Origin of the sequence: Micromonospora sp. WMMC250, assembly GCF_027460215.1 — a bacterium.
Taxonomy (GTDB): domain Bacteria; phylum Actinomycetota; class Actinomycetes; order Mycobacteriales; family Micromonosporaceae; genus Micromonospora; species Micromonospora taraxaci.
The window spans coordinates 3,523,846-3,547,746 of sequence record NZ_JAPZBJ010000002.1 but is presented as its reverse complement, the minus strand read 5'-3'; the positions used below and the strand labels follow the sequence as shown (position 1 = coordinate 3,547,746).

Here is a 23,901-nt window from a genome sequence, read left to right as displayed (position 1 = left end):
CTACGACCGATGGGTGCGCCTCACCGGTCACCGTGCCGCCGATTCTCGGACCTCGGCTATCGGCGGTTGTTCCTCTTGGCCAGGAACACCAGCAGGCCCACGGCGACTACAGCGGTCGTGACGAGAAGGCACAGGATGGAGACGTGCCACGGCTTGATCGCACCCATGACTGCGCACCGTACCGGTAACACCGACTGTCGGGATGCCCCGGCACTCACCCTGCCGTGACGGTCGCGCTGCCCCGTCTGGGCGTGACCGGTGCCACGAGCGCGTAGCCGTCGTCGCGACGGACCACCATGGACAGTTCCTCCAACAGGGACAGCTTGCGCATCGTGGTGCGGACGTCGAGCCCGGCCCGGGTCGCGAGGGCGTCCACACCGCGGGCACCGCGACGGGGCAGCGCCTCCAGCAGTGAACGCGCATCGTCGTCGAGCGAGTCGGCGGGCCGCTGCGGGCCCCGCGCCGGCGGCGCCAGGTCCGCGCCGATCCGGCCCACCTCCTCGAGCACGTGGGCGACGCCGGTGACCAGGCGGGTCTTGGGGTTGTCGCGGAGGAACTCGTGCGCGCCGACGGACATCGCCGAGGTCACCGGCCCGGGCACCACCATCGCCATCCGGTTGGTGTAGACCGCTCGTCGCGCGGTCTGGGTCGCGCCACTGCGCGCCGACGCCTCCACCAGGACGGTGCCCACGGTGCCTGCGGCGATCACCCGGTTGCGGATCAGGAACCGGGGCCGCAGCGGCTCGGCGCCGGGCGGCCATTCACTGACCAGTAGCCCGGTGTCGGCGATCCGGTCGAAGAGCGCGGTGTTGCCCATCGGGTACGGCCGGTCCAGGCCACAGGCGAGCACCGCGACGGTCAGACCGCCCGCGTTCAGGGCACCCCGGTGAGCGGCGGCGTCGATGCCGAAGGCGCCACCCGACACGACTGTCCAGTCCCGTTCGGCCAGCCCGTACCCCAGCTCGGTGGCGACGTGCTGCCCGTAACCGGTGGCCGCCCGCGCCCCGACCACAGCCACCGAACGATCCAGGGCCTCGCCCAGCGGCCAACCTCCGCGTACCCAGAAGCAGAGCGGTGGGGCGGTTTCCAGGTCCACCCGGCGGGTCACGTCCGGCAGGCGCAGCATGGCCAGGTCGGCAACCCGCGCCGGCCACTCCTCGTCGTCCGGCGTCACCAGTCGGGCACCGAGCCGGTCCGCGCGCTCCAGCGCCTCGGCCGCCACCGCCCGGGCGTCGCCGCCCGCCAACCGGGCCGCCACCGTGCTGTGCAGCCAGCCGTCCGGACTGCCCCCGTCCAGCAGCAGATCCAGGGTCGCCACCGGGCCGAGCCGTTGCACCAGGCGGTACACCACGCGGGTGCCCGGCTCGGCCAGCCAGGTCAGCGCGACCCGGGCCAACCTGCGCTCGTCGTCGGCGCTCACATCGCTTCTCCCGTCCGGAGTTGGATCGCTTCCCGCACGTCGTCCCGGTCCGGTCGATCTCGGCCGTCCAGGTCGGTGATGGTCCAGGCCATCCGGATCACGCGGTCGAAGCCGCGCGCCGACAGCGAACCGGAGTCGAGCCGACCACGCAGTTCGGCGGTGACCCGGGCGGGTAGCCGCCAGGGCGGTCGACGCAGCTGCGGGCCGTCCACCTCGGCGTTGAGCCTTCGGCCGAGGCCGGCCCAGCGGGAGGCTGCCGCCTGCCGGGCCGCCGCCACCCGCGCGGCGACCGTCGCCGACGGCTCGACATCGCCGTCGGGTGCCATCAACTCCGCCGCCCGCACGGGCGTCAGTCGCACCTGCACGTCGATCCGGTCGAGCAGCGGCCCGGAGAGTCGGCCCAGGTAACGGCGACGGGCCAGCGCGGTGCACTCGCAGTGCGAGTCGCCGGCCGGTTTCGCGCAGGGACAAGGGTTGGCCGCCAACACCAACTGGGTCCGGGCCGGGTACACGGTGCCGCCCCCGCTGCGGCTCAGGTGGATGCGGCCGTGCTCCAGGGGTTGGCGCAGCGCCTCCAACGCGCCCTTGCTGAACTCGGGCGCTTCGTCCAGGAACAGGACCCCACGGTGGGCCAGCGACACCGCGCCGGGCCGCGCCAGCCCTGAGCCACCCCCGACCAGCGACGGCACCGTCGCCGTGTGGTGCGGTGCCTGGAACGGCGGGCGGCGCAGCAACCGGCCGCCCGGCGGCAACAGCCCTGCCACCGAGTGCAGTGCCGTCACCTCCAGCGCCGCTTCGTCGTCCAACTCGGGCAGGAGCGACGGCAACCGTTCGGCGAGCATCGTCTTGCCGGCACCAGGAGGGCCGAGCAGCGCGATGTGGTGCCCACCGGCGGCGGCCACCTCCAACGCTCGCCGGCCGACCTGCTGCCCGGCGACGTCGGCGAGATCCGGCCCACCGACGACGGGTGTCGGAGTGGCCGCCGGTGGCTCGACCAGCGGGGTGCCGTCGCGGACGAAGGCGACCAGCCGGTGCAGATGGTCGACCGCTCGCACGCGTACCCCAGGGATGACCGCGGCCTCGGCGGCGTTGCCGATCGGGACGATCACCCGCTCGACGCCGGCCTGGGCCGCGGCGGCGACCATCGGGAGCACGCCGCGCACCGGGCGGACCGTGCCGTCGAGCCCCAACTCGCCGAGGACCACCACACCCTCCAGGGGTAGCAGCGGCAGCTCACCCGAGCCACCCAACAGAGCTGCGGCGATGGCCAGGTCGAAGGCCGAGCCGAACTTCGGCAGAGCGGCGGGCAGCAGGTTGAGGGTGATGCGCCGGTTGGGCCAACGCTGACCGGAGTTGACCACGGCGGCGCGGACGCGGTCGCGGGCCTCGTGCAGGGCGGTGTCCGGTAGGCCGGAGATCACCACCGCCGGCAGCCCGGCGGCCAGGTCGGCCTCCACCTCGACCAGGTGGCCGGTCACTCCGACCAGACCCACGCAGAGCACCTTCGCGTAGCTCATGACGCCGCCCGAACCGTCGGAGTGCGCATCTCAGAACGCGCCCTTGAGGTGGTCGACCCGTGCCGGGCCGGTCTCGGGCAGCCGCACCGACAGCACGTCGAAACGCACCTCCTCGGCGGTCGTGCCGGTCTCGGTCAGCCAGCGCGCGGCCAGCCCTCGCAAGCGACGGGCCTTGGCGGGCACGACAGCCTCGGCGGGGGTGCCGAAGGCGTCGCCCCGGCGGGTCTTCACCTCGCAGAAGGCGAGCACCGGCCCGTCCCAGGCGATGATGTCGATCTCTCCGGCCGGGCAGCGCCAGTTGCGGGCGATCGGCCGCAGTCCTGCCTCGGTGAGGTGTCGGACGGCGCACCGCTCTCCGTAGGCGCCGACCGCCTGGTTCCGCTTCGTCATGGAGGCACGGTGCCCGCCGAGGTACGCGCGCCGCGACCTCGCCAACAGCGGATCTGTGGACAACCAGCGACCTGTGGACAACCGGACGATCAAGCCCGCGCCGTGCTAGGGGCGACCTCCCGAACTCACCGCCGCCGGCCGCACCATGATCAGGTGATGGTGCGCGAGGGTGGCCCCGGCGCGTCTCCACCGGCTTCCGTTCGATCGCCCGAGCGCCGTGCAGGCGGCAGCGCGGGTCGGGCCGAAATGGCGCGGGCGTGGCCGGTCGCATACGGTGCCTGACGTGGACGGACGACGGAGTTTTCCGGAAGACCAGGAGCCGCGCTGGTACGCCGATGAGCGGGGTCGCGGTTACGGCGAGTCGGAGTGGCGCGGCGCGGGCGAATCGCGGTACCGGGACACCGACGTCCCCGAGCAGCGTGGCCCCGACGAGAGCCACTCCGTCGAGGACACCGGCGTCGGCCGACGCCGCGAGCCGGACTCCGGCCGCTTCGGCGCGGTGGACGCGGGTCGGTTCGGTGGTGCGGCGGAGTCGGATTCGGGTCGGCTGAGCGCCGTGGACACGGGTCGGTTCGGCGGTTCGCCGGAGTCGAACTCGGGTCGCTTCGGCGCCGTCGATGCCCAGTCGGGTCGGTTCGGGGCGGGGGAGCCCGACTCGGGTCGGTTCGGCGCGGTCGACCCCTTGGGGGACGCTCGGCCAGAAATCGATGGATACCGGGCGACCCGGTCACGGCGTGCCGACCGGGATCCTTCGGAGATCTCCGGGGAACTGCCCGGTGGTTGGGCGGCCCCGGAGCCGACCGGGGCGGGAGTGCCGATCACCGTCCGGGATCCTTCGGAGACCTCGGGGGAGTTGCCTGGTCGTCGGGCCGCCCGGGAGTCGACCGGGACTGACGCACCGCTGACCGTCGGCCGCGAGCAGGCCGGCCGTTCGTCGACGCCGGTAGCCGAGACCCCGGCCGGCGCTGTCGCCGACCAGGCTCGTCCCGCCCCGCTCGGCGGGTACCCGATCATCGAGCCCACCCGTGGCGGTGGCGATACTCCGCATCCGCTGGAGATGCCGACCGGTCCCATGCCGGGGATCGGCCCCCGTCCCGACCTGCCCACCACCGAGCCGGCGGTGTATCCGCCGGCCGCCGACGGCGTCTACCGGACCCGTCGGCCGGTGTTGGCCGTACTCTTCGCCCTGTTGGTGTTGATCTTCGAGGTGCCCGCGCTGCGGGTGCTGCTCGCGGGCGTCACCGGCGATCCGGTGGACGCCGGGAACGTCGTGGTGGGCATCGCCCTGGTCGCCGGGCTGCCGATCTTCGCGATCGGGCTCTACGGGCTCCGAACCGGAGGTTTGGCGCTTTCCGACACGGGTCGTGGCTGGTTGCGCCCACCGACGGCCTACCTGACCGTCGGCCTGGTGCTCTTCATCGCCGCCGCGCTCGCCGCTGGCTGATCCGCCGCCCGCCCGGCCCGCCCTGTCCGCCTTGCTCTGCCTGCCTCGCCCGCCCGCATGATCGACTCGGTTTCCTGGAAAGCGCGGTGTCCGTGCCGCCGCGACGCCCCGGTTTTCAGGAACCCGAGTCGATCATGGCACCTGAGGTGCCCCCACCCAGGCCCGGCCCGGCCGGGGCTCACGCCGCCCCGGGACGCGGACGCGCGCACCCCGGGGCGGCTGAACGGGTGAGGGGCGTACACTGGCCAACTGGCGACCGCCTCGTGCGGTCGACCTCGCGTGCCCTCTTCACGAATCGTCGTGGAGCGACGGCCTCCCTGGTCCCGATCCTGATCGGGCCCACCATGGGCCGGCGACCAGGCGCCAGGACGCCCGGCCACCGGCCGGGCGTGACAACCAGGGATCTAGAGGAGTACCCCAACCATGGCCGTCGTGACCATGCGCCAACTGCTGGAGAGCGGTGTCCACTTCGGGCACCAGACCCGGCGCTGGAACCCCAAGATGAAGCGCTTCATCATGACCGAGCGCAACGGCATCTACATCATCGACCTGCGCCAGACCCTCGACTACATCGAGAAGGCGTACGAGTTCGTGCGTGGGACCGTCGCCGAGGGCGGCAGCATCCTGTTCGTCGGCACCAAGAAGCAGGCCCAGGAAGCGATCGCCGAGCAGGCGACCCGGGTCGGCCAGCCGTACGTCAACCACCGCTGGCTCGGTGGCATGCTGACCAACTTCCAGACGGTGTACAAGCGGCTCCAGCGGATGAAGGAGCTGGAGGGCCTGGGTGACCTCAGCGGCACCGCCGCCGGTTACACCAAGAAGGAGACCCTGCAGCTCTCCCGCGAGAAGATCAAGCTGACCCGCACCCTCGGTGGTCTGCGGGACATGCAGAAGCTTCCCGCCGCGGTCTGGATCGTCGACACCAAGAAGGAGCACATCGCCGTCGACGAGGCCCGCAAGCTGGGCATCCCGGTGATCGCGGTGCTGGACACCAACTGCGACCCGGACGAGGTCGACTTCCCGATCCCGGGCAACGACGACGCGATCCGCTCGGCCGAGCTGCTGACCAAGGTCGTCGCCGCCGCCGTCGCGGATGGTCTGATCGCGCGTTCCGGCCGTCGCCGGGGCAACGACGAGAAGCCCGAGGGTGTCGCGAGCGACGAGCCGCTGACCGAGTGGGAGCGCGAGCTGCTCGAGCCGAAGAAGGCTGACGAGTCGACCGCCGCCGCCGCCGCCGAGCAGCCCGCCACCCCGGAGCAGCCGGCGCAGGCCGCCACCGAGCAGCCGGCGGCCGCTACCGCGGAGTGATCGCACCGTCGCTGCCCCGCCGTCCGTTTTCGCGAACGGCGGGCAGCGGCGGTACGCCGGGCACGATCCGCCCGGATCCGGGTAACCGGCACCTCTGACCATCCACACGCCGTCTCAACACCGAAGAGAGAGCCATGTCCCAAATCACCGCCGCGGACGTCAAGAAGCTCCGCGACCTCACCGGCGCCGGCATGATGGACAGCAAGAAGGCGCTGACCGAGGCCGAGGGCGACTTCGACAAGGCCGTCGAGATCCTGCGCGTCAAGGGCGCCAAGGACGTCGGCAAGCGGGCCGGTCGTACGGCCGCCAACGGCTTGGTCGCCCACTCCGGCAAGGCCCTGTTGGAGCTCAACTGCGAGACCGACTTCGTCGCCAAGACCGAGTCGTTCATCGCGCTGGCCCAGCAGCTGGTCGAGCACGGTGAGCGCTCCGGCGTGAACACCGCCGAGGAGCTGCTCGCCAGCGAGCTCGACGGCAAGGTCGTCGCCGACCTGATCCAGGAGCAGTCGGCCAAGATCGGCGAGAAGCTGGTCCTCAACCGGTTCGCCAAGGTCGAGGGCACCACCGCCGTCTACCTGCACCGCAAGGCCCAGGACCTGCCGCCGGCTGTCGGCGTGCTGGTGTCGTACACCGGTAAGACCGACGAGGCCGGCGACGCCGACGCCCGTGGTGTGGCCATGCAGATCGCCGCGATGCGACCGAAGTACCTCACCCGGGACGAGGTTCCGGCCGAGATCGTCGAGTCCGAGCGGCGCATCGCCGAGCAGACCGCCCGCGAGGAGAACAAGCCCGAGGCGGCCCTGCCGAAGATCGTCGAGGGTCGGGTGAACTCGTTCTTCAAGGACTACGTCCTGATCGAGCAGTCGTCCGTCGCTGACAACAAGAAGTCGGTGAAGCAGGTGCTGGCCGAGGCCGGCATCGAGGTCACCCGCTTCGTGCGGTTCGAGGTCGGCCAGGCCTGAGCCGTCACCGGGCGCCCTGGGCGCCCGTGGGCAGGAGACGTCGACGAGGAGGCCGCCGGTGTACGTGACAGGCACCGCGGCCTCCGCGTCACATAGGGTCGGCAGCGGCAGGTTCGCGGTACGCGCCGCACGGGGCGTGCGCGTGGTGAAGGGCGGGGCGGATGACGCAGGTTGTGAGTGACCGGACGCTGGAGCTGGACGATCCGACGGCGCCGCCGCCGGGGCGGGCCCGCCGGGTGGTGCTGAAGCTCTCCGGTGAGGTCTTCGGTGGTGGCGCGATCGGCGTCGACCCGGACGTCGTCCAAGCCATCGCCCGGCAGATCGCCACAGTGGTCCGCCGCGGCGTGCAGGTCTCCGTGGTGGTCGGCGGCGGCAACTTCTTCCGCGGCGCGGAGCTGCAGAAGCGCGGGATGGACCGGGCCCGCGCCGACTACATGGGCATGCTCGGCACCGTGATGAACTGCCTCGCGCTCCAGGACTTCCTGGAGAAGGAGGGCATCGAGACCCGGGTGCAGAGCGCCATCACGATGGCCCAGGTCGCCGAGCCGTACATCCCGTTGCGGGCGATCCGGCACTTGGAGAAGGGCCGCGTGGTCATCTTCGGCGCCGGCGCCGGCATGCCGTACTTCTCCACCGACACGGTGGCCGCCCAGCGGGCTCTGGAGATTCGGGCCGATGTGGTGCTGATGAGCAAGAACGGCGTGGACGGCGTCTACACCGCCGACCCCCGGATCGACCCCACCGCCAGCAAGCTCGACTCGATCACCTTCTCCGAGGTGCTGCGCCGCAACCTGCGGGTGGCCGACGCGGCGGCGTTCAGCCTCTGCATGGAGAACGGCCTGCCGATGCTGGTCTTCGGCGCGCAGGGTGACGACACCATCATCCGCGCGGTGGGTGGCGACAAGATCGGCACCCTGATCACCGCCTGAGCCCCGCCGATCGCGGTGGCGGCGGTCTGACGACTTTCAGCAGAGCCCACGACGAGCACAGAAGGAGGCGAGGAGACCGGTGATCGACGACACCCTCCTCGAGGCCGAGGAAAAGATGGAGCGTGCGGTGGAGCACGCCAAGGAGGAGTTCGGCGCCATCCGCACCGGTCGCGCCAACCCCGCCATGTTCTCCAAGGTCATCATCGACTACTACGGCACTCCCACGCCGTTGACCCAGATGGCGTCCATCGCGATCCCCGAGCCGCGGATGGCGATCATCAAGCCGTACGACAACTCGCAGATCAACGCGATGGAGAAGGCGATCCGCGACTCGGACCTCGGGGTGAACCCGAACAACGAGGGCAGCCAGCTGCGCATTCTGCTTCCCCAGATGACCGAGGAACGCCGCCGCGACATGATCAAGGTGGCTCGGCACAAGGGCGAGGAGGCCAAGGTGGCGATCCGTAACGTCCGCCGCCGTGGCAAGGAGGAGCTGGACCGCATCGTCAAGGACGGTGAGGCCGGCGAGGACGAGGGCCGCCGCGCCGAGAAGGAACTCGACGACCTGACCCAGCGCTACGTCGCCAGCGTCGACGACCTGGTGAAGCACAAGGAAACCGAGCTGCTCGAGGTGTGATCCGTCGGCCGCCCCGGCGGTCGAGTTGCCGCGAGGCCCGTCCCGACGCCGGGGCGGGCCTCGCGTCGTCCGTCGAGGGGTGTGTGCGCCCCGGCGGCCGTGCGGGCTGGGTGGGCGTCGCCGTCACGCGGGCCGCCGACCAGGGCGGGGTCGGTCGGCGTGCCTCGTCCGCCGTGCCGATGCGGCGAGTGCAGTAGGCTCGGCAGGATTCCCGGCCACCGGGTGGTGAACCACGGGAGTCGACCGACCGTCGAGGCGGTCAACCGGAGAACATCGCGCGTGTAGGGGATGCTTGTGGTCGTGCGTCATGTGGTGGTTCTCGCGCCCCGTCGCGGTGCGTGATGTCCCGCCCCGACCCCTACGGCAGCGAGCCTCGCGGCTGGGACCGCCCGGAGCGCCCGGTGGCGCTGCCCTGGCCCGACCAGGAGTTGGACGCCGGCCAGTGGAGCCGCGGTCCGACCGCCGGCCCCGAGCTGTACGCCGACCCGCACACCCGGCCGTACGCCGAGCCGCACCCGACCGGCCCGTACGACGAGCGCGGCCGGGCGGTCCGCCCGGACGACCGGGACCGTTTCGACGACCGTGACCGGCGCGATCGCTTCGACGACCGGGACCGGCGCGACGACGACCGGAACCAACCCGACCGGTACGAGGACAGGGGCCGCTCCGGCTGGCCCGGTGATCGTGCGCCTGTCGGCCCGGACGGCACCCCCACCCGCCCGGAGCGGTACGACGAGCCCGCCCGGTACGACGAGCCCGCCCGGTACGACGAGCCCGCCCGGTACGACGAGCCGGAACCGTTCGACGCTCCGGTCCGCTTCGACGACGACGCGTACCCGACCGCGCAGCTCGCGCCGATCGGTGCCGAGCTGTTGCCGGACCCGGAGCCGGTGGACGAGCCGGAGCCGCCGGTCGGTCGACGGACGAAGGGTCGGCGTCGGGCCAGCGTCGATCGACCGGCCACGCAACAGGTGGGCAACGGACGGGCCGGCCGTAATCTGCCCGCGGCGATCGGGGTCGGGCTGGGGCTCGGCGCGCTGATCGTGGTGCCGCTGGTGTTCTACCCGTTGGCGTTCCTGCCGGTGATCGCCGGTGCCGTCGCCGTGGGCATCTGGGAGATGGCCCGCGCGGTCCGACGCAGCGGTGCCCACCCACCCCTGGTGCCGTTGATCGCCGGCGGGGTGCTGACCGTCGGCCTGGCCTGGTACGCCGGCCCGGACGCGCTCAGCCTGGGGCTGCTCGTCACCGTGCTGGGCACGATGATCTGGCGGCTCGGTGACGGTCCGAGCGGTTTCCAGCGGGACCTCACGGCGGCGACCCTGATCGCCGTCTACGTGCCGTTCCTCGCCGGCTTCGCGGCGTTGCTGGCGGCGGCCCCCGACGACGGTTGGATGCGGATCCTGGCCACCCTGGTCGCTGTGGTCCTCTCCGACACCGGCGGGTACGCGGCCGGCGTCTCGTTCGGCAAGCACCCGATGGCCCCGTCGATCAGCCCGAAGAAGTCCTGGGAGGGCTTCGCCGGCTCGGTCACCGCGGCGGCCCTGGGCAGCGCGTTGCTGCTGTGGCTGATGTTCGAGGTGGCTCCCTGGTGGGGTGCGCTGTTCGGGGTGGCGGTGTCCTGCGCGGCGGTCCTCGGTGACCTGGCCGAGTCGATGATCAAGCGGGATCTCGGCGTCAAGGACATGAGCAACCTGCTGCCCGGCCACGGTGGTCTGATGGACCGACTGGACTCGATCCTCTTCGCGGTGCCGACCGCCTACCTGTTGCTGGCCGTCCTGGTGCCGGTGGTGAACTGAGGCATGGATCACGGCGTTCCGGTCATCCGGCTGCGGGGGTCGCGGCCCGTTCGGCACCTCCGGATCGGCACCTGCCGCCGACGGCGTGACACACTGGACCAGCCATGACGAGCCTGCCGTTGATCCCCGCCATCTCGGATGCCCCCGCCGCCCGCCGGGCCTCCATGCCGCCGAAGCACCTCGCCGACCTGGACCTGGCCGGTCGCCAGGCGCTGGTCACCGAGTTGGGTGAGCCTGCGTTCCGCGCGAAGCAGGTGTCGAACCACTACTTCGGGCGGCTGGTCCGCGACCCGCAGGCCATGACCGACCTGCCGGCGGCGACCCGGGAGCGGCTGTCCGAGCAGTTGATGCCCACGCTGCTCACTCCGGTGCGCGAGCTCGCCTGTGACGACGGCGCGACCCGCAAGGCGCTCTGGCGGCTGCACGACGGTGCGCTGGTGGAGAGCGTGCTGATGGGTTACCCGGACCGGGTCACCGTCTGCATCTCCAGCCAGGCGGGTTGTGGCATGGCGTGCCCGTTCTGCGCCACCGGCCAGGCCGGGTTGACCCGCAACCTGTCCACGGCGGAGATCGTCGACCAGGCGGTGTACATGGCCGGGGTGGCCGCCTCCGGTGTGGTCGCCGGGTCACCGCCGCGGCTGTCGCGTGTCGTCTTCATGGGCATGGGCGAGCCGCTGGCCAACTACAACCGGGTCATCGCGGCGATCCGTCGGCTGGTCAGCCCTGCTCCGGAGGGGCTCGGCCTGTCCCAGCGGCACATCACCGTTTCCACGGTCGGCCTGGTTCCGGCCATCCGCCGACTGGCCAGCGAAGACCTCTCTGTGACCCTTGCGCTGTCGTTGCACGCGCCCGATGATGATCTGCGCGACGAACTCGTGCCGGTAAACCAGCGCTGGAAGGTAGCCGAGGTGCTGGACGCAGCGTGGGACTACGCCGCCCGGACGGGCCGTCGCGTGTCGATCGAGTACGCGATGATCAAGGACGTGAACGACCAGCCCTGGCGGGCCGACCTCCTCGGACGGCTGCTGGCCGGCAAATTGACCCACGTGAACCTCATTCCGCTCAATCCGACGCCGGGCAGTCGCTGGGACGCGAGCCCGAAGCCGGTCGAGCGGGAGTTCGTCCGGCGGTTGCGCGATGCCGGGGTGTCCACCACCGTACGGGACACCCGAGGTCGCGAGATCGACGGCGCGTGTGGCCAACTCGCCGCCGCCGAGGACAACGACACCAACACCGACCGCGCCGGAGAGGCACCGGCGTGACCGGGCGTGGCGAACGAGACCAGGAGACATAGTGGCGAGTCAGGGTCAGCGTTTCCGGCGCAAGGCGCTCCGCCGGGGATACAAGGTCGACGAGGTGGATGCCTTCCTCGACCGGGTCGAGGCGACGCTCGACGGCCGACAGGTCGGTGCGCCGGTGGCCTCCCAGGAGGTCCACGACGTCGTCTTCCGGGTCCGCTTCAACGGCTACGACGAGTGGCAGGTCGACCTTCACCTGGACCGGGTGGAGCGGCAGTTGGCCGAGTTGGAGGAGCGCAACAGCGCCGGGCGCGGTGGCGACCCCCGGATGGCTGACCGGTTGGGCCCACCGGACCGGATGGGACCGCCGATGCGCGACGAGCGGGGCATGGCCCCGCCGATGCCGCCGCGTCCGATGCCCGCCCAGGCTGGCCCGCCCGCCGACCGTTACGGCCGCTACGACGAGCCGACCGGCGCCTTCGCGGGTGGGTACGACGGCCCCCGCGGCGGTTACGACGCACAGCGTGGCCCGGCCGGCCCCGGCCCGATGGGTCCCGGTGGTCCGATGGGCCCTGGTGGTCCGATGGGGCCCGGTCCGATGGGTGGCCACGGCGCTCCGCCGCGCGGTCTCCCCGCCGGCCCTTCCGGCTACGGCCAGGACGACCAGCGCGCGCCGGGTGGCTACGGCCAGGACGAGCAGCGCGCCCCCGGCGGGTACGGCCCGCCGGACGAGCCGCGTTTCGACGGCTTCGAGGCCGGTCGGCACGGCCGCACCGACATGACCGCCGAGATCCGGATGCCCGAGCGGGACCTGCGTGACATGCGCCGGGGCCCGGCTGGTCCGCCTCAGCTGCCCCAGCAGGGCATGGGTGGCCCGCCGATGGCCGGTCCGCCCGCTGTCGCCGGCCCTCCGATGGGCGGCCCTCCGATGGTCGGTCCGCCGATGGCCGGTCCTCCCGGCAGCGACCTGTACCGGGTCGACCAGATCCGCCGCAGCTTCCAGGTCCGTCGGTTCGGCAGCGGGTACGACCCCGACCAGGTCGACCGGTTCTTCGAAACCCTGCTGGGTGGCATGCAGCGCCGCAACCCGATGCCGGTCGACCCGAAGGACCTCGACACGCTGCGGTTCGGACTGGTTCCGGGCGGCTACTTCGAGGCCGAGGTCGACGCCGCGCTCAAGGACGTGCAGGACATTCTCTTCGGGCGCTGACCCGACGCGTACGGACGAGGGCCCGTCCCCGGGTGGGGGCGGGCCCTCGGCGTACGTCGGCCGGTCGTCCGGAGGACGGTCGGGTCAGGAGCGCAGCCCGGAGCGGCGCAGCACGATGTCGCCGATCACGATGATCAGCAGCAGTGCGGCCAGGCCGATCAGCCAGAGGTCCTCGACCCTGCCCTCGTGGTTGCCGCAGATCATCGCCAGCAGCGCCAGCGCCGACAGCACCGCGCCGATCTGCCCGGCTTTGCGGTGCCCGGGCTTGTGCTGGTCTGGCGACGTTACCGGCTCGCTTCCTGCCACTGTCGGTCCTTCCCTCGCGATCGGATCTTTGGTTAGTCTGGCACGCCTCCCGCTCGGGGCGGCGAGGTGGGGGTTTCCTGGCCATCAGGCTCTGCCTACCCGGGCCGGACAGCACTACCGGCGTCGCGGGGCGGCGGTCAGACTCACTCCGGTAGCGTTTGGCGTACACCTGATTGTCTGTTTGAGGGGGACTGTGCGGTGCGAGTGACCGGAACCGGGCACGCCAGCATGCGGATCGACACGGCCGCGGGCAGCATCCTGTGCGACCCGTGGGTCAATCCGGCGTACTTCGCCTCGTGGTTCCCCTTTCCGGACAATTCCCTGCTCGACTGGGAGAGCCTGGGTCAGGTCGACTACCTGTACGTCTCCCACCTGCACCGGGACCACTTCGACGCGAAGCATCTGCGGGACTTCATCTCGAAGGACGCCACCGTCCTGCTGCCCGAGTTCCCCACCTCGGAGATGGAGGACGAGTTCCGGGCGCTGGGCTTCACCAAGTTCCTGAAGGCGCCCAACGAGCAGGTCGTGGAGCTGCCCGGCGGGCTGAAGATCATGATTCAGGCGTTGACCAGCCCGACCGACGGTCCGATCGGGGACTCGTCGCTCTGGGTGGAGTACGACGGGGTGCGGCTGCTCAACCAGAACGACGCCCGCCCGACCGACCTGAGCGTCTTCGCCGAGCTGGGGCACGTGCACGCGCACCTGCTCCAGTTCTCCGGTGCGATCTGGTACCCGATGGTCTACGAGCTGCCGCAGGCGGCGAAGACCGCGTTCGGCAAGCAGAAGCGTGACCGGCAGTTCGACCGGACGTGGCGCTACATCGACGACCTGAAGGCCGACCACGTCTTCCCGATCGCCGGCCCGCCCTGCTTCCTCGACGACGAGCTGTGGCAGTTCAACGACATCCACGGCGACGAGGGCAACATCTTCCCCGACCAGTCGGTCTTCCTCACGGAGTACGCGAAGGTCGGCGGCACCAACGGGATCGTGCTGCTGCCGGGCAGCGTCGCCGAGGTCACCACCGAGGGCGCGAGCACCACCCACCCGGTGCCGGTGGAGGAGTTCTTCGCGAACAAGGTCGCCCACCTGGAGGAGATGCGGGAGCGCAAGCGCCCGGTCATCGAGGCGGAGAAGGCGTCCTGGCGGCACCCCGAGGTGGACGTGCTCGGCGAGATGAAGCGTCGGATCGAGCCGCTGCTCGACGAGTCGATCTACCTGGCCAAGGGCGTGGGTGGTCCGGTCCGTTTCGACCTGGTCGGGTACGACGGCGAGAGCGTCGAGTCGATCGTGGTGGACTTCCCCGGCAAGGAGGTCCGGCCGTACGCCGACGAGAAGGTCCGCTACCGGTTCCGGACCGAACGGTCGTTGATCGAGCACCTGCTCTTCATCGAGGAGGTGGACTGGGTCAACTCGCTCTTCCTGTCCTGCCGGTTCTCGGCGGCGCGGATCGGTCAGTACAACGAGTTCGTCTACGCGTTCTTCAAGTGCCTGTCCGAGGAGCGTCTTCAGTACGCCGAGGGCTGGTATGACGAGCACGAGCGCACCACCGACGCCGAGGACATCACGCTGGGCGACTGGGTGGTGCAGCGGCGCTGCCCGCACCTGAAGGCCGACCTGACCCGTTTCGGCATCGTCGAGGGTGACCAGCTCACCTGCCAGCTGCACGGTTGGCGCTTCGACCTGCCGTCCGGCCGCTGCCTGACCAGCGTCGGCCACAAGGTCCGCGCCCACCGCGTCGACGCGGAGACCCCGGCCCCGGCCGGGGAGGCGCTCAGCTGACCTGGCGGCCGGGCGCCTGAGGTGGCGCCCGGCCGATCCGCGTCCGCGCGAACCCCCGATACGCCACGATGCAGTGGAGGGCGGCGAAAGTCGCAGTCCGGTAGCTACCGGACACCATTGGAAGTGGGGCGGGCGTGGCGGGCGCGGACGCGCGACAGGGTTCGTACCGGTACGGGCGCGGCCGGGAGATGGCCCGCGACGCGGCGCGGGTGGAGACGTTCAGCGACGGGGTCTTCGGGGTCGTCCTGACGGTGATGGCCGTCGAGCTGCTCCAGACCGGTCCGGCCCGGGTGGGCGGGAGGGAGCTCCCCGAGGCGCTCGCCGACGCCTGGCCGTCCTACCTGGCGTACGTGATCACCTTCGGGATCGCCGGTCAGGTCTGGATCGCCCACCACAACATCTGGCGGTACGTGGTCCGGGTCGACCAGATGCTGTTGGTCCTCAACCTGCTCGTGCTGCTCTTCATCGCCACCATCCCGTTCACCGCCGACCTGTTGTCGGACAATCTGCGGGGCAGCGCCACCGAGCAGCGGCTGACCGCCGCCCTCTACCTCGGCACCGTGCTCGGTGAGGCGATCTTCGTCAATCTGAGCTGGTGGTGGGCCCGTCGCGCCGGGCTGCTGCACGCCGACCTGGATCCCCGGCTGGCGCGGGCGATCGCCCGGCGGATACGACTGAAGCCCCTGCTCTACCTGGTCGCGTTCGCCACCGTCTTCGTCAACCCGATCCTGAGCCTCTGCGCGTACCTCCTGCTGGTCGCCTTCTACCTCATCGGTGGCCCCGGTGACCTACGGCCGTACGCGCACCGGGCCGAGGAGGCCTCGGCGACCTGAGGGCCTGACTGGCTGGCGCCCTTATGAAACAGCTCCCAGGTCCGCGAGGATCCGGCGGGCGGCGTTGTGGCCGGCGGCGCCGATGACGCTGCCGGCCGGGTGGCAGCCGGCGCTGCCCGCGTACACGCCGTCGATCCCGGTGGCGTGGGGCATCCGGTCGGTGAACGAGACAGTGTTGTCGACGTGGTGGATGTGCCCACCGGTGATGCCGAAGTGCTCCTCGATGCCGGGCGGGGGCAGGGGCACCGCGTCGGCGATCAGGTCACCGGTGCCCGGGGCGTACCGCTCGACGATCTCGACCAGCCGGTCGACGTAGCCGGGCAGTTCCGCGTCCCAGGTGGTGCCGGCCAGCTCATAGGGGACCGACTGGACGAACAGCGCCGACGAGTGGTGCCCGGCGGCGTCGGAGAGCGACGGGTCGACGGTGGTGTGCAGGTACCACTCGATGGTCGGCTCGGCCGGCAGTCGCCCGGCCTGCACGTCCGCCCACATCGCCCGCAGCGCTGTCATCGGTGAGGTGGCCTCCCCGCCGACCAGCGAGGCGGAGCCGGGCAGCAGGTGGATGGTCGAGCCGAACGGGCTCGGCGTGCCGGCCGGCAGGCAGGAGAACCGGGGCAGCCCGGTGAGTGCCAGGTTGAGCTTGAGGGTGGTGCCGGGGCGGCGGACCGCCGCCATCCGTTCGCCGAGCGGCGCCGGGAGCGCGCCGTCGGGCAACAGGTCCATCAGCCGGTACGGGTCACAAGCGCCGAGCACCACACGGGCGGCGACCTGTCGGCCGTCGGCCAGTACGACACCGCTGGCCGCACCGCCGTCCAGTGTCACCGCGCTCACCGGCGTACCGGTCAGGATGGTCGCCCCGGCGGCGCGGGCGGCCTCGGCGAACGTCCGCGAGACGGTGCCCATCCCGCCCTCGGCGATCATCCAGGTGCCGCCCGAGCCGGGGAGTCTGCACATGTTGTGCACGAGGAAGTTGTGGCCGGTGCCGGCGTCGTCCGGGCCGGCGTTGAGGCCGGACAGCCCGTCGGTGACCGCGTACATGCTGACCAGCAGTTCGGAGCGGAACTCGAACCGGGCCAGGTAGTCGGCGACCGAACCCTGGACAAGGTCGACGAAGACCTGCCGCAGGGCCGGTCGGACGTGCCGCTCGGCGGTCTCCTGGACGCTCAGTGGCTCGGCCAGCCAGGCCGGGGCGAGGTCCTCCCGCAGCGCCGCCAGCTCGGCCTGCATGGCGTCGTCGGCGGCCACGTCGGCGGGGGAGAAGAACTCGGCGAGTTGGGCCCTGGTCGCGGCGGTGTCACTGCCGAAGAGCAGGTACGGCGAGCCGAGGCCGCCCGGCGTGGGCAGGAAGTAGTGCGGGTCGCGGCGCAGCACCGGGATCCGCACGTCGAGGGTGGTGAGCAGTTCCGGGGGCATCAGCCCGAGCAGGTACGAGCCGGTGGAGTGGCGCAGCCCCGGCACCTTCGGGAACGGGTTCTCGGTGCGGGTCGCGCCGCCGAGCACGTCGGCGGCCTCCAGCACCAGGACGTCCAGTCCGGCGCGGGCCAGCAGGACTGCGGAGACCAGGCCGTTGTGCCCGGCACCGACGATCACGACGTCGGCCCGTACCGGAATCTCACTGCTCATGCCGCTGCAGCCTAGTCCGCCCCCACCCCCGGGGCTCTGTTGATCAAGAGGTTTCCGTCAGCGAACGGCGCGAGTCTGACGCAAACCTCTTGATCACCGGCGGCGGGGAGGAGGGGGCGTGGGGTCGTGGTGGGGGAGGCGCAGCGTGAAGGTGGAGCCTTGGGAGGGGGTGCTGGTGGCGGTGACGGTGCCGCCGTGGGCCTCGATCAGCTGGCGGACGATGGCGAGGCCCAGGCCGCTGCCGCCGGTCTGCCGGCTGCGGGACTTCTCCGCCCGCCAGAAGCGGTCGAAGACCCGGGGAAGGTCGTCGGCGCTGATCCCGCTGCCGGTGTCGGTCACCGAGACGACGACCTCGGTGTCGGTCGCCCTGGCGCTGATCGTCACGTGCCCGCCCGACGGGGTGTGTCGTACCGCGTTGGCGACCAGGTTGCCGACGACCTGGCGCAGTCGCACGGGGTCGGCGTCCACCTGCGGGTCGGCTTCGGTGCGTACCGCGACGGTGACACCGACCCGGTCGGCCTGGACCCGGTGCGCCTCCGCCACCTGGGCGAGCAGATCGGTGAGGTAGACCTGCTCGCGGTGCAGCCGCAGCGCGCCCGCGTCGGCCTCGGCCAGGTCCTGCAGATCGGCGATCACGTGTTGAAGCAGTGTCGCCTCCTCCAGCAGAGAGGAGTGCAGCCGGCGGTCGGGAGCCGCCAGGCCGTCCTCGACCGCCTCCAACCAGCCCCGGATGTTGCTCACCGGCGTACGCATCTCGTGCGCGATGTCACTGACCATCGCCCGGCGGAGCTGCTCCAGGCGCTCCCGCCGTTCGGCCATGTCGTTGAAGACCTCGGCCAGGCGTGCGATCTCGTCGCGGCCGGTCACCCGGACCCGGGCGGAGCCGTCGCCGTCGCGCATCCGCTGGGCCGCTCCGGTCAAGGCGTGCAGCGGGCGGGTCAGCCGGATTCCGGCGAGGACGGTGACGCCGATCGTCACCAGCAGGACGAGACCGGCGACGGCGACGATGCGGGTCTGGTTGGCGGGGGAGAGGTCGAAGGTGCTCGACGGGCGACCACCCGGGTCGCTGACGAAGAGGGTCGCGGCCGGGGCGACGTACGGCAGGAGTTGTTCGCGTCGACTGGTGCCGACGCAGGCGCTGATCGCCTGGTTGTGCTCCTGGTCGATTCCTCCGGTGGGTCGGGCGTCGGGCGCGCTGGCCGCCGGCTGCCTCGTCCAGGTCCAGTTCAGGTCCACCTGCACGGCGGACATCCGACGCCGCGCGAGGCACGTGTTGACCAGGGCGTTGAGCTGGGCGAGCGCCCTGTTCTCGGTGGCCGTGAGAGTCGCCAGTGTCGACCTCGACTGGGCGCACACGGCGGTGTCGGCGAGGTCGGTTCCGGGGGTGTCGATGTGTGGCCGTCCGGTGGGGCCGTCGACGACGACGGCGTCGATCCCTGCGCGCAGCCGTAGGCACCGGACCGCCTCGGCGGCCTTGCCGCGCAGCGTCGCCCGCTCCTCAGGTGGAAGGAGGTACGGGCCGCTGGTGCGCGGGTCGATGCGGCTCATGCCGCCCGCTCCGCCGCCCGGCGGGCTGCTCCCGGGCATCAGTGTGGTGTCGACGGCGAGCGCGTCGACGGTCGCGGACGACGTGGTCGGCAACGGACCCGACCCGGGTGCCGAGTCGGTGATCAGGGCACCGGTCTCGGTGGTCAGGGCGATCCGCCGGCCGACGTCCCGCGCGAGCGGTCGCACTGCCGCGTCGACACCGTCCCAGCTCGGGTGGGTGGCGGCGTACGCGAGCAGGGTGTCGTAGATGCGGGCGTCGTCGGCGAGCGCCTGCCCCTGCTCCTGCCGGATCGCCCCGGCGGTGGTGCGGACGGCCAGCCAGGCGGTCGTCGCGATCGAGCCGACGGCGATGAGGACGGCCAGCGCCAGCAGCCGGAGCAGCAGGCTGCGGCGCAGTGGGACCTCACGCGCCACGGGGTGCCTCGTCGACCAGCTTGTATCCAATGCCGTACACGGTCAGCAGGCGGGCCGGCTTGCGCGGGTTCGGCTCGATCTTCCGGCGGAGGTTCATGACGTGCACGTCGACGGTTCGGTTGGTGATGTACCTGTCGAAGCCGTGCAGGTAGCCCAGCAGTTGATCCCTCGTGAACGCGCGGGCGGGTTGCGTGGCCATCGCCTGGAGCAGTTGGAACTCGCCAGGGGTGCAGTCGACGAGGCGTCCGTCGGCGCGGACCTCGTGGCGTACCGGGTCGACGTGCACGGCGCCGACCCGCAGCACCGGGTCCGCCTGCCGCACCGTCCGCTGGCCCCGGCGCAGCAGGCTGCGGGCCCGGGCGACCAGCTCGCGCGGGCTGTACGGCTTCGTCATGTAGTCGTCGGCGCCCAGGTCGAGGCCGAGCAGGAGGTCGTCCTCGGTCGAGCGGGCGGTCAGCATGAGCACGGGAAGGTCGGACTCCCGGCGCAGGATGCGACAGACGTCCAGGCCGTCGACCTTGGGCATCATCACGTCGAGGACGAGTAGCGCGGGCGGTCGCCGTCGGATCTGCTCCAGGGCCGCCCGCCCGTCGGCCACCACCGTCACCTCGTGTCCCTCGCGTTCCAGGTACCGGCGTGCCAACTCCGCCTGCTTCTGGTCGTCCTCGGCTACCAGCACGTACGCGCACACGGCAGCGACTGTACGTGCCTGGGGTCAGCCCCGACGATGTCGTTGAGCTGGGACTACCGGATGACGATCACTTCCTGACAGGTCTCTGACAGATGGGCGCGAGGCTGCCTGCCATGACCACCTCAACGCACCGGGTCGCGGTCGGACTCGCCGCGGTCACCCTGCTCGCCGTCGCTCTCGCCGGCTGCGGCGGTGACGCCGACAAGGAGACCGCCGGCGGTACGGGCGACGTCGCGTCCCTGACCACCCCGTCCGCCCCGGCGAGCACCACCGGCGCTGCGGTGAACGGCCGTCCACAGCTGCGCCTCGACACCACCGACGAGGAGGAGACCCAGCTCTGGGAGACGTACAAGATCTGCCTGCACGAGCACGGGGTGAAGAAGAACGAGGGCCGGGCACCGGGACCGACGGGGAGCGGCACCGGCCTCTCTCTCGACCAGAGCGGGGAGCCGAAGGCGGCGTACGTGGCGTGTGCCGGCAAGATGCCGCTCCAGCCGCCGGAGTTGGATCGGGACAGGAACCCGAACTACGTGAGCCAGTGGAACGACTACGTCCAGTGCCTGCGCGGACACGGACTGAAGATCCACTCGCTGCCGGACGGCTCCGGCTGGACCTACGACGACGGGGTCGCCGACCCGACCAACGGCCTTGAGGGTGCTGCCATGGCCAAGTTGGAGAGGGACTGCACGATGGAGATCTTCGGTGCCAGGAAGTAACCCGACCGAGGGGCGGGGTCGGTGGACGACTCGGCGGACCGCCATCGTCGCTGCCACTGTCACTCTGGTCGTCGCAGTCGGTGCCGGGGTCGGGGCGCTGGCCCTGCGGCGTCACCCCGGCGGTGCCGATGCGAGCGCCCCACCGCAGGTCACGACGACGAAGGTGGCCCGGGCCGACCTGTCGGACACCCGGTCGCTGAACGGCACGCTCGGCTTCGGCCCGGAGCGGATGGTGAAAGGCGCGGGGGAGGGCATCGTCACCCGGCTGCCGAAGGTGGGGGACACGGTGGCCCGGGGCAAGCCGCTCTACCACGTCGACGACCGACCGGTGCCGGTGCTGTTCGGCGGCACTCCGCTCTTCCGCACCCTCGACAAGCCCGGCCTGGTGGGCAGTGACGTGCGGCTGGTGTCGGACAACCTGAGGGCACTGGGCTTCCACACCGGGTCGCAGCCGTCCCGGGGCAAGGACGGCACCAGGATCGGCGCGGGTCAGGCGCTGCTCACCGCGAGCCTCGTCGCCGCGATCAAGAAGTGGCAGCAGTCCATCGGTCTCGAACCGACCGGCACGATCGGTGTCGGGCAGGTCGCCGTGCTCACCGGACCGGCCCGGGTCAGCGCGGTGAAGGCACTGCCCGGTGACGCGGTCGCCGGTGAGCTGCTGGCCGTCACCGAAAAGGTCAAGCTGGTCACCGTCCCGGTCGCCGCCACCGAGGTCGGCACCATCACTGTCGGTGCCGCGGTCGTCGTCGCGCTGCCCGACAACTCCCAGATCCCCGGCAAGGTCGCCTCGGTCTCCCAGACGGTGAGCGGCGGCGGGTCGGACGGGGGCGGTGACCAGGGCAAGCCTCCGATGGTGGAGGTCCTCGTCGCGCCGACCCGAACGGCGGACGTCGCCAAGATCGACGCCGCTGCGGTGCAGGTCCGGTTCACCACCGCCGTGCACGAGAACGTGCTCGCGGTGCCGGTCGGCGCGCTGGTGGCGCTCAGCGAGGGCGGACACGCGCTCCAACTGCCCGGCGGCGGTCTGGTGGCGGTGGAGACCGGGATGTTCGCCCGGGGACTCGTCGAGGTCAGCGGCACCGGAGTGACCGAGGGTCTCGACGTGGTGACCGCGTCGTGAACGGGGTGACCACCCGGGCCGGCGGCGACACCCCTACCGAGGTGATTCCGGCGTACGCCGAGACGGTGCTCAGCGTCGAGGGGGTGAGCCGGACGTACCCGGGCGGGGTGACCGCGCTGGACGACGTCTCGCTGACCGTCCGCGCGGGCGAGATGCTCGCCATCGTCGGGCCGTCCGGGTCCGGCAAGTCCACGCTGCTGAACATCATGGGCACCCTCGACCTGCCGACCAGCGGCCGCGTACGCGTTGCCGGCCAGGACGTCACCGCCCTCTCCGACCGCCGACTCTCCGCGCTGCGGGGCCGCTGGCTCGGCTTCGTCTTCCAGCAGTTCCACCTCACCGACGGGCTGGACGCCGCCGAGAACGTCGCCACCGGCCTGCTCTACGCCGGGGTGCCCCGTCGCCGTCGCCGCCGTACCGCGATCGAGGCGTTGGCCCGCGTCGGGTTGGCCCACCGGGTCGACCACCTGCCGCGGCAGCTCTCCGGCGGGGAGCGGCAGCGGGTCGCGATCGCCCGGGCGCTGGTCAACGAGCCGGCGCTGGTGCTGGCCGACGAGCCGACCGGGGCGCTCGACACCACCAACGGGGCAACGGTCCTGGCCCTGCTCATGAGCCTGAACGCGGAGGGAACCACCATCGCCGTGATCACCCACGACCGCGATCTCGCCGCCCGTATGCCGCGACAGGTGGAGATGCGCGACGGCCGGATCGTCTCCGACACCGGGAGCAGGGCATGAGCGCGTCCCCCGGGGGCATCCGGCCGAACCGGCTCGCCCCGTCCGACGTACTCCGGCTGGGTCTTCTCGGGCTGACCACCCGCCGGATGCGGGCGGTCCTCTCCGCCCTGGGCATCTCCATCGGCATCGCCACGCTGGTCGTGGTGGTGGGGATCCCCGCGTCCAGCCAACGCGACCTGATGAACCAGCTCAGCGCCCTCGGCACCAACATGCTGCGGGCCGAGCCGGTGCCGGATCAGGAGCCGCCCGTCCTGCTCCCCGAGGACGCCGCCGCCATGACGACGCGGATCGGGCCGGTCCAGACGGCGAGCGCGGTGGCGAACACCCACACCACGGTGCGCCGCAACGACCTGATGGACCGGTACGACACGTCCGGGCTCACCGTCCTCGCGTCCCGGCCGGGCCTGCTGGAGACGGTCAACGGCCGGATCCACAGAGGCCGGGCTCTCGACGCCGGAACGGTAGGGCTCCCGACCGCGGTCCTCGGTCACGTCGCGGCGAGCCGGCTGGGCTTCGCGACGGTGGACCCACGGCAACCACCCCAGGTGCTCATCGGCGAACGGTGGTTCACCGTGATCGGCATCCTGGACCCGTTGCCGCTCTCCCCGGATCTCGACCGTTCGGTGCTGGTCGGGTGGGACGCCGCAAAGGCCATGCTCGGCTTCGACGGGCATCCCACTGTCGTCTACCTGCGGGCCAGGGAGGACGCGTTGGAGGATGTTCGGGCGGTGCTGCCGGCCACCCTCAACCCGCAGTTGCCCGGGTTGGTCCAGGTCAGCCGCCCCTCCGACGCGCTCGCCGCGAAACGGGCCACCGAGAGCAGTTTCTCCGGGCTGTTCCTCGGCTTGGCGGCGGTCGCCCTGCTGGTCGGCGGGATCGGCGTGGCGAACACGATGGTCATCTCGGTGTTGGAGCGCCGTCGGGAGATCGGCCTGCGCCGGGCGCTCGGCGCGAACCGGGGCCAGATCCGGGTGCAGTTCCTCACCGAGTCGGTGCTGCTCAGTGCGCTCGGCGGCGGGGCCGGTGCGATCCTCGGGGTGCTCGCCACCGTCGGCTACGCCAGCTACCAGGGGTGGCCGCCCACGATTCCGCTGATCGCGGTGGTCGGCGGAGTCGGCGGTGCCCTCGTGGTCGGCGTCATCGCCGGCGTCTACCCGTCGATCCGAGCAGCCCGCCAAACCCCCACCGAAGCCCTCTCCGCCCCCTGAACCCACCCCACCCCTCGATCCTGCCCTCTGCCCCGGTGATCAAGAGGTTCGCGTCAGCTGAGGGCGCGAAACTGA

General features: G+C 71.6%; 21 protein-coding genes. 14 read left to right on the top strand and 7 right to left on the bottom strand.

The window, feature by feature from the left end; all coding sequences use genetic code 11:
• Positions 1-214: 214 nt before the first annotated feature.
• From O3438_RS15510 to O3438_RS15500, 3 genes are read right to left on the bottom strand one after another with little or no spacing between them, the layout of a single operon-like run.
• Entirely contained in the window at positions 215-1,420 is a 1,206-nt protein-coding gene (locus O3438_RS15510; RefSeq protein ID WP_269680635.1) for a DNA-processing protein DprA, read from the bottom strand.
• The gene (locus tag O3438_RS15505) at positions 1,417-2,937 is read right to left on the bottom strand and encodes a YifB family Mg chelatase-like AAA ATPase (protein WP_269680634.1); all 1,521 of its coding nucleotides are present in this window, start codon (positions 2,935-2,937) and stop codon (positions 1,417-1,419) included. Before O3438_RS15505 ends, O3438_RS15510 begins: the two co-directional genes overlap by 4 nt.
• A gap of 30 nt (positions 2,938-2,967) precedes the next feature.
• On the bottom strand, positions 2,968-3,327 hold the full coding sequence (locus O3438_RS15500) for a YraN family protein (protein WP_269680633.1): 360 nt from the start codon (positions 3,325-3,327) through the stop codon (positions 2,968-2,970).
• 283 nt (positions 3,328-3,610) lie between these two features.
• Between O3438_RS15500 and O3438_RS15495 the strand changes: the two genes are divergently transcribed.
• From O3438_RS15495 to O3438_RS15460, 8 genes are all read left to right on the top strand, one after another.
• Positions 3,611-4,771, top strand: coding sequence for a hypothetical protein (locus O3438_RS15495; protein WP_269680632.1), 1,161 nt, complete (start codon positions 3,611-3,613; stop codon positions 4,769-4,771).
• 423 nt (positions 4,772-5,194) lie between these two features.
• Positions 5,195-6,079 (top strand): 30S ribosomal protein S2, encoded by an 885-nt coding sequence (rpsB, locus tag O3438_RS15490; protein WP_269680631.1) that lies wholly within the window; start codon positions 5,195-5,197, stop codon positions 6,077-6,079.
• 134 nt (positions 6,080-6,213) lie between these two features.
• Entirely contained in the window at positions 6,214-7,041 is an 828-nt protein-coding gene (gene tsf, locus O3438_RS15485; protein WP_145785067.1) for a translation elongation factor Ts, read from the top strand.
• A 161-nt stretch (positions 7,042-7,202) separates the two neighbouring features.
• Entirely contained in the window at positions 7,203-7,970 is a 768-nt protein-coding gene (gene pyrH, locus O3438_RS15480; RefSeq protein ID WP_030335195.1) for a UMP kinase, read from the top strand.
• A gap of 79 nt (positions 7,971-8,049) precedes the next feature.
• Positions 8,050-8,607 carry a ribosome recycling factor gene (gene frr, locus O3438_RS15475; RefSeq protein WP_088991032.1) on the top strand — a complete coding sequence of 186 codons (558 nt, stop codon included), beginning with the start codon at positions 8,050-8,052 and terminating at the stop codon, positions 8,605-8,607.
• 341 nt (positions 8,608-8,948) lie between these two features.
• Positions 8,949-10,403: a phosphatidate cytidylyltransferase gene (locus O3438_RS15470; protein WP_269680630.1), complete on the top strand. Its 1,455-nt coding sequence runs from the start codon at positions 8,949-8,951 to the stop codon at positions 10,401-10,403.
• Between the two features lie 104 nt (positions 10,404-10,507).
• The gene (gene rlmN, locus O3438_RS15465; RefSeq protein ID WP_269680629.1) at positions 10,508-11,665 is read left to right on the top strand and encodes a 23S rRNA (adenine(2503)-C(2))-methyltransferase RlmN; all 1,158 of its coding nucleotides are present in this window, start codon (positions 10,508-10,510) and stop codon (positions 11,663-11,665) included.
• A 31-nt stretch (positions 11,666-11,696) separates the two neighbouring features.
• Positions 11,697-12,851, top strand: coding sequence for a DivIVA domain-containing protein (locus O3438_RS15460; protein WP_269680628.1), 1,155 nt, complete (start codon positions 11,697-11,699; stop codon positions 12,849-12,851).
• An 84-nt stretch (positions 12,852-12,935) separates the two neighbouring features.
• On the opposite strand, the gene O3438_RS15455 is transcribed toward O3438_RS15460, so the two are convergent.
• Positions 12,936-13,157, bottom strand: a complete 222-nt coding sequence (locus O3438_RS15455; protein ID WP_088991027.1) for a DUF2631 domain-containing protein — start codon at positions 13,155-13,157, stop codon at positions 12,936-12,938.
• 198 nt (positions 13,158-13,355) lie between these two features.
• On the opposite strand from O3438_RS15455, the gene O3438_RS15450 reads away from it, so the two are divergent.
• Together O3438_RS15450 and O3438_RS15445 are read left to right on the top strand one after the other, a co-directional pair.
• On the top strand, positions 13,356-14,936 hold the full coding sequence (locus O3438_RS15450) for a Rieske 2Fe-2S domain-containing protein (RefSeq protein WP_269680627.1): 1,581 nt from the start codon (positions 13,356-13,358) through the stop codon (positions 14,934-14,936).
• A gap of 188 nt (positions 14,937-15,124) precedes the next feature.
• Complete coding sequence (locus O3438_RS15445) at positions 15,125-15,769, top strand: TMEM175 family protein (protein ID WP_269683656.1); 645 nt, start codon at positions 15,125-15,127, stop codon at positions 15,767-15,769.
• Between the two features lie 21 nt (positions 15,770-15,790).
• Here the strand turns inward: O3438_RS15445 and O3438_RS15440 are convergent, their stop codons facing one another.
• The 3 genes from O3438_RS15440 to O3438_RS15430 form a co-directional block, all read right to left on the bottom strand.
• A complete protein-coding gene (locus O3438_RS15440) occupies positions 15,791-17,392 on the bottom strand; it encodes a phytoene desaturase family protein (RefSeq protein ID WP_269680626.1) in 1,602 nt (533 codons plus the stop codon).
• 93 nt (positions 17,393-17,485) lie between these two features.
• The gene (locus O3438_RS15435) at positions 17,486-19,354 is read right to left on the bottom strand and encodes a HAMP domain-containing sensor histidine kinase (protein WP_269680625.1); all 1,869 of its coding nucleotides are present in this window, start codon (positions 19,352-19,354) and stop codon (positions 17,486-17,488) included.
• A complete protein-coding gene (locus O3438_RS15430; protein WP_269680624.1) occupies positions 19,344-20,045 on the bottom strand; it encodes a response regulator transcription factor in 702 nt (233 codons plus the stop codon). The genes O3438_RS15435 and O3438_RS15430 overlap by 11 nt, the downstream gene beginning before the upstream one ends.
• Positions 20,046-20,158: 113 nt before the next feature.
• Here O3438_RS15430 and O3438_RS15425 point away from each other — a divergent pair, with 113 nt between their 5' ends.
• The 4 genes from O3438_RS15425 to O3438_RS15410 all read left to right on the top strand — a co-directional run bounded on the left by O3438_RS15425 (position 20,159) and on the right by O3438_RS15410 (position 23,826).
• The gene (locus O3438_RS15425; RefSeq protein ID WP_269680623.1) at positions 20,159-20,761 is read left to right on the top strand and encodes a hypothetical protein; all 603 of its coding nucleotides are present in this window, start codon (positions 20,159-20,161) and stop codon (positions 20,759-20,761) included.
• Positions 20,748-21,881, top strand: a complete 1,134-nt coding sequence (locus O3438_RS15420) for an efflux RND transporter periplasmic adaptor subunit (RefSeq protein WP_269680622.1) — start codon at positions 20,748-20,750, stop codon at positions 21,879-21,881. Before O3438_RS15425 ends, O3438_RS15420 begins: the two co-directional genes overlap by 14 nt.
• Positions 21,882-21,946: 65 nt before the next feature.
• A complete protein-coding gene (locus tag O3438_RS15415; protein WP_269683655.1) occupies positions 21,947-22,618 on the top strand; it encodes an ABC transporter ATP-binding protein in 672 nt (223 codons plus the stop codon).
• Positions 22,615-23,826 (top strand): ABC transporter permease, encoded by a 1,212-nt coding sequence (locus tag O3438_RS15410; protein ID WP_269680621.1) that lies wholly within the window; start codon positions 22,615-22,617, stop codon positions 23,824-23,826. The genes O3438_RS15415 and O3438_RS15410 overlap by 4 nt, the downstream gene beginning before the upstream one ends.
• Positions 23,827-23,901 lie beyond the last annotated feature (75 nt).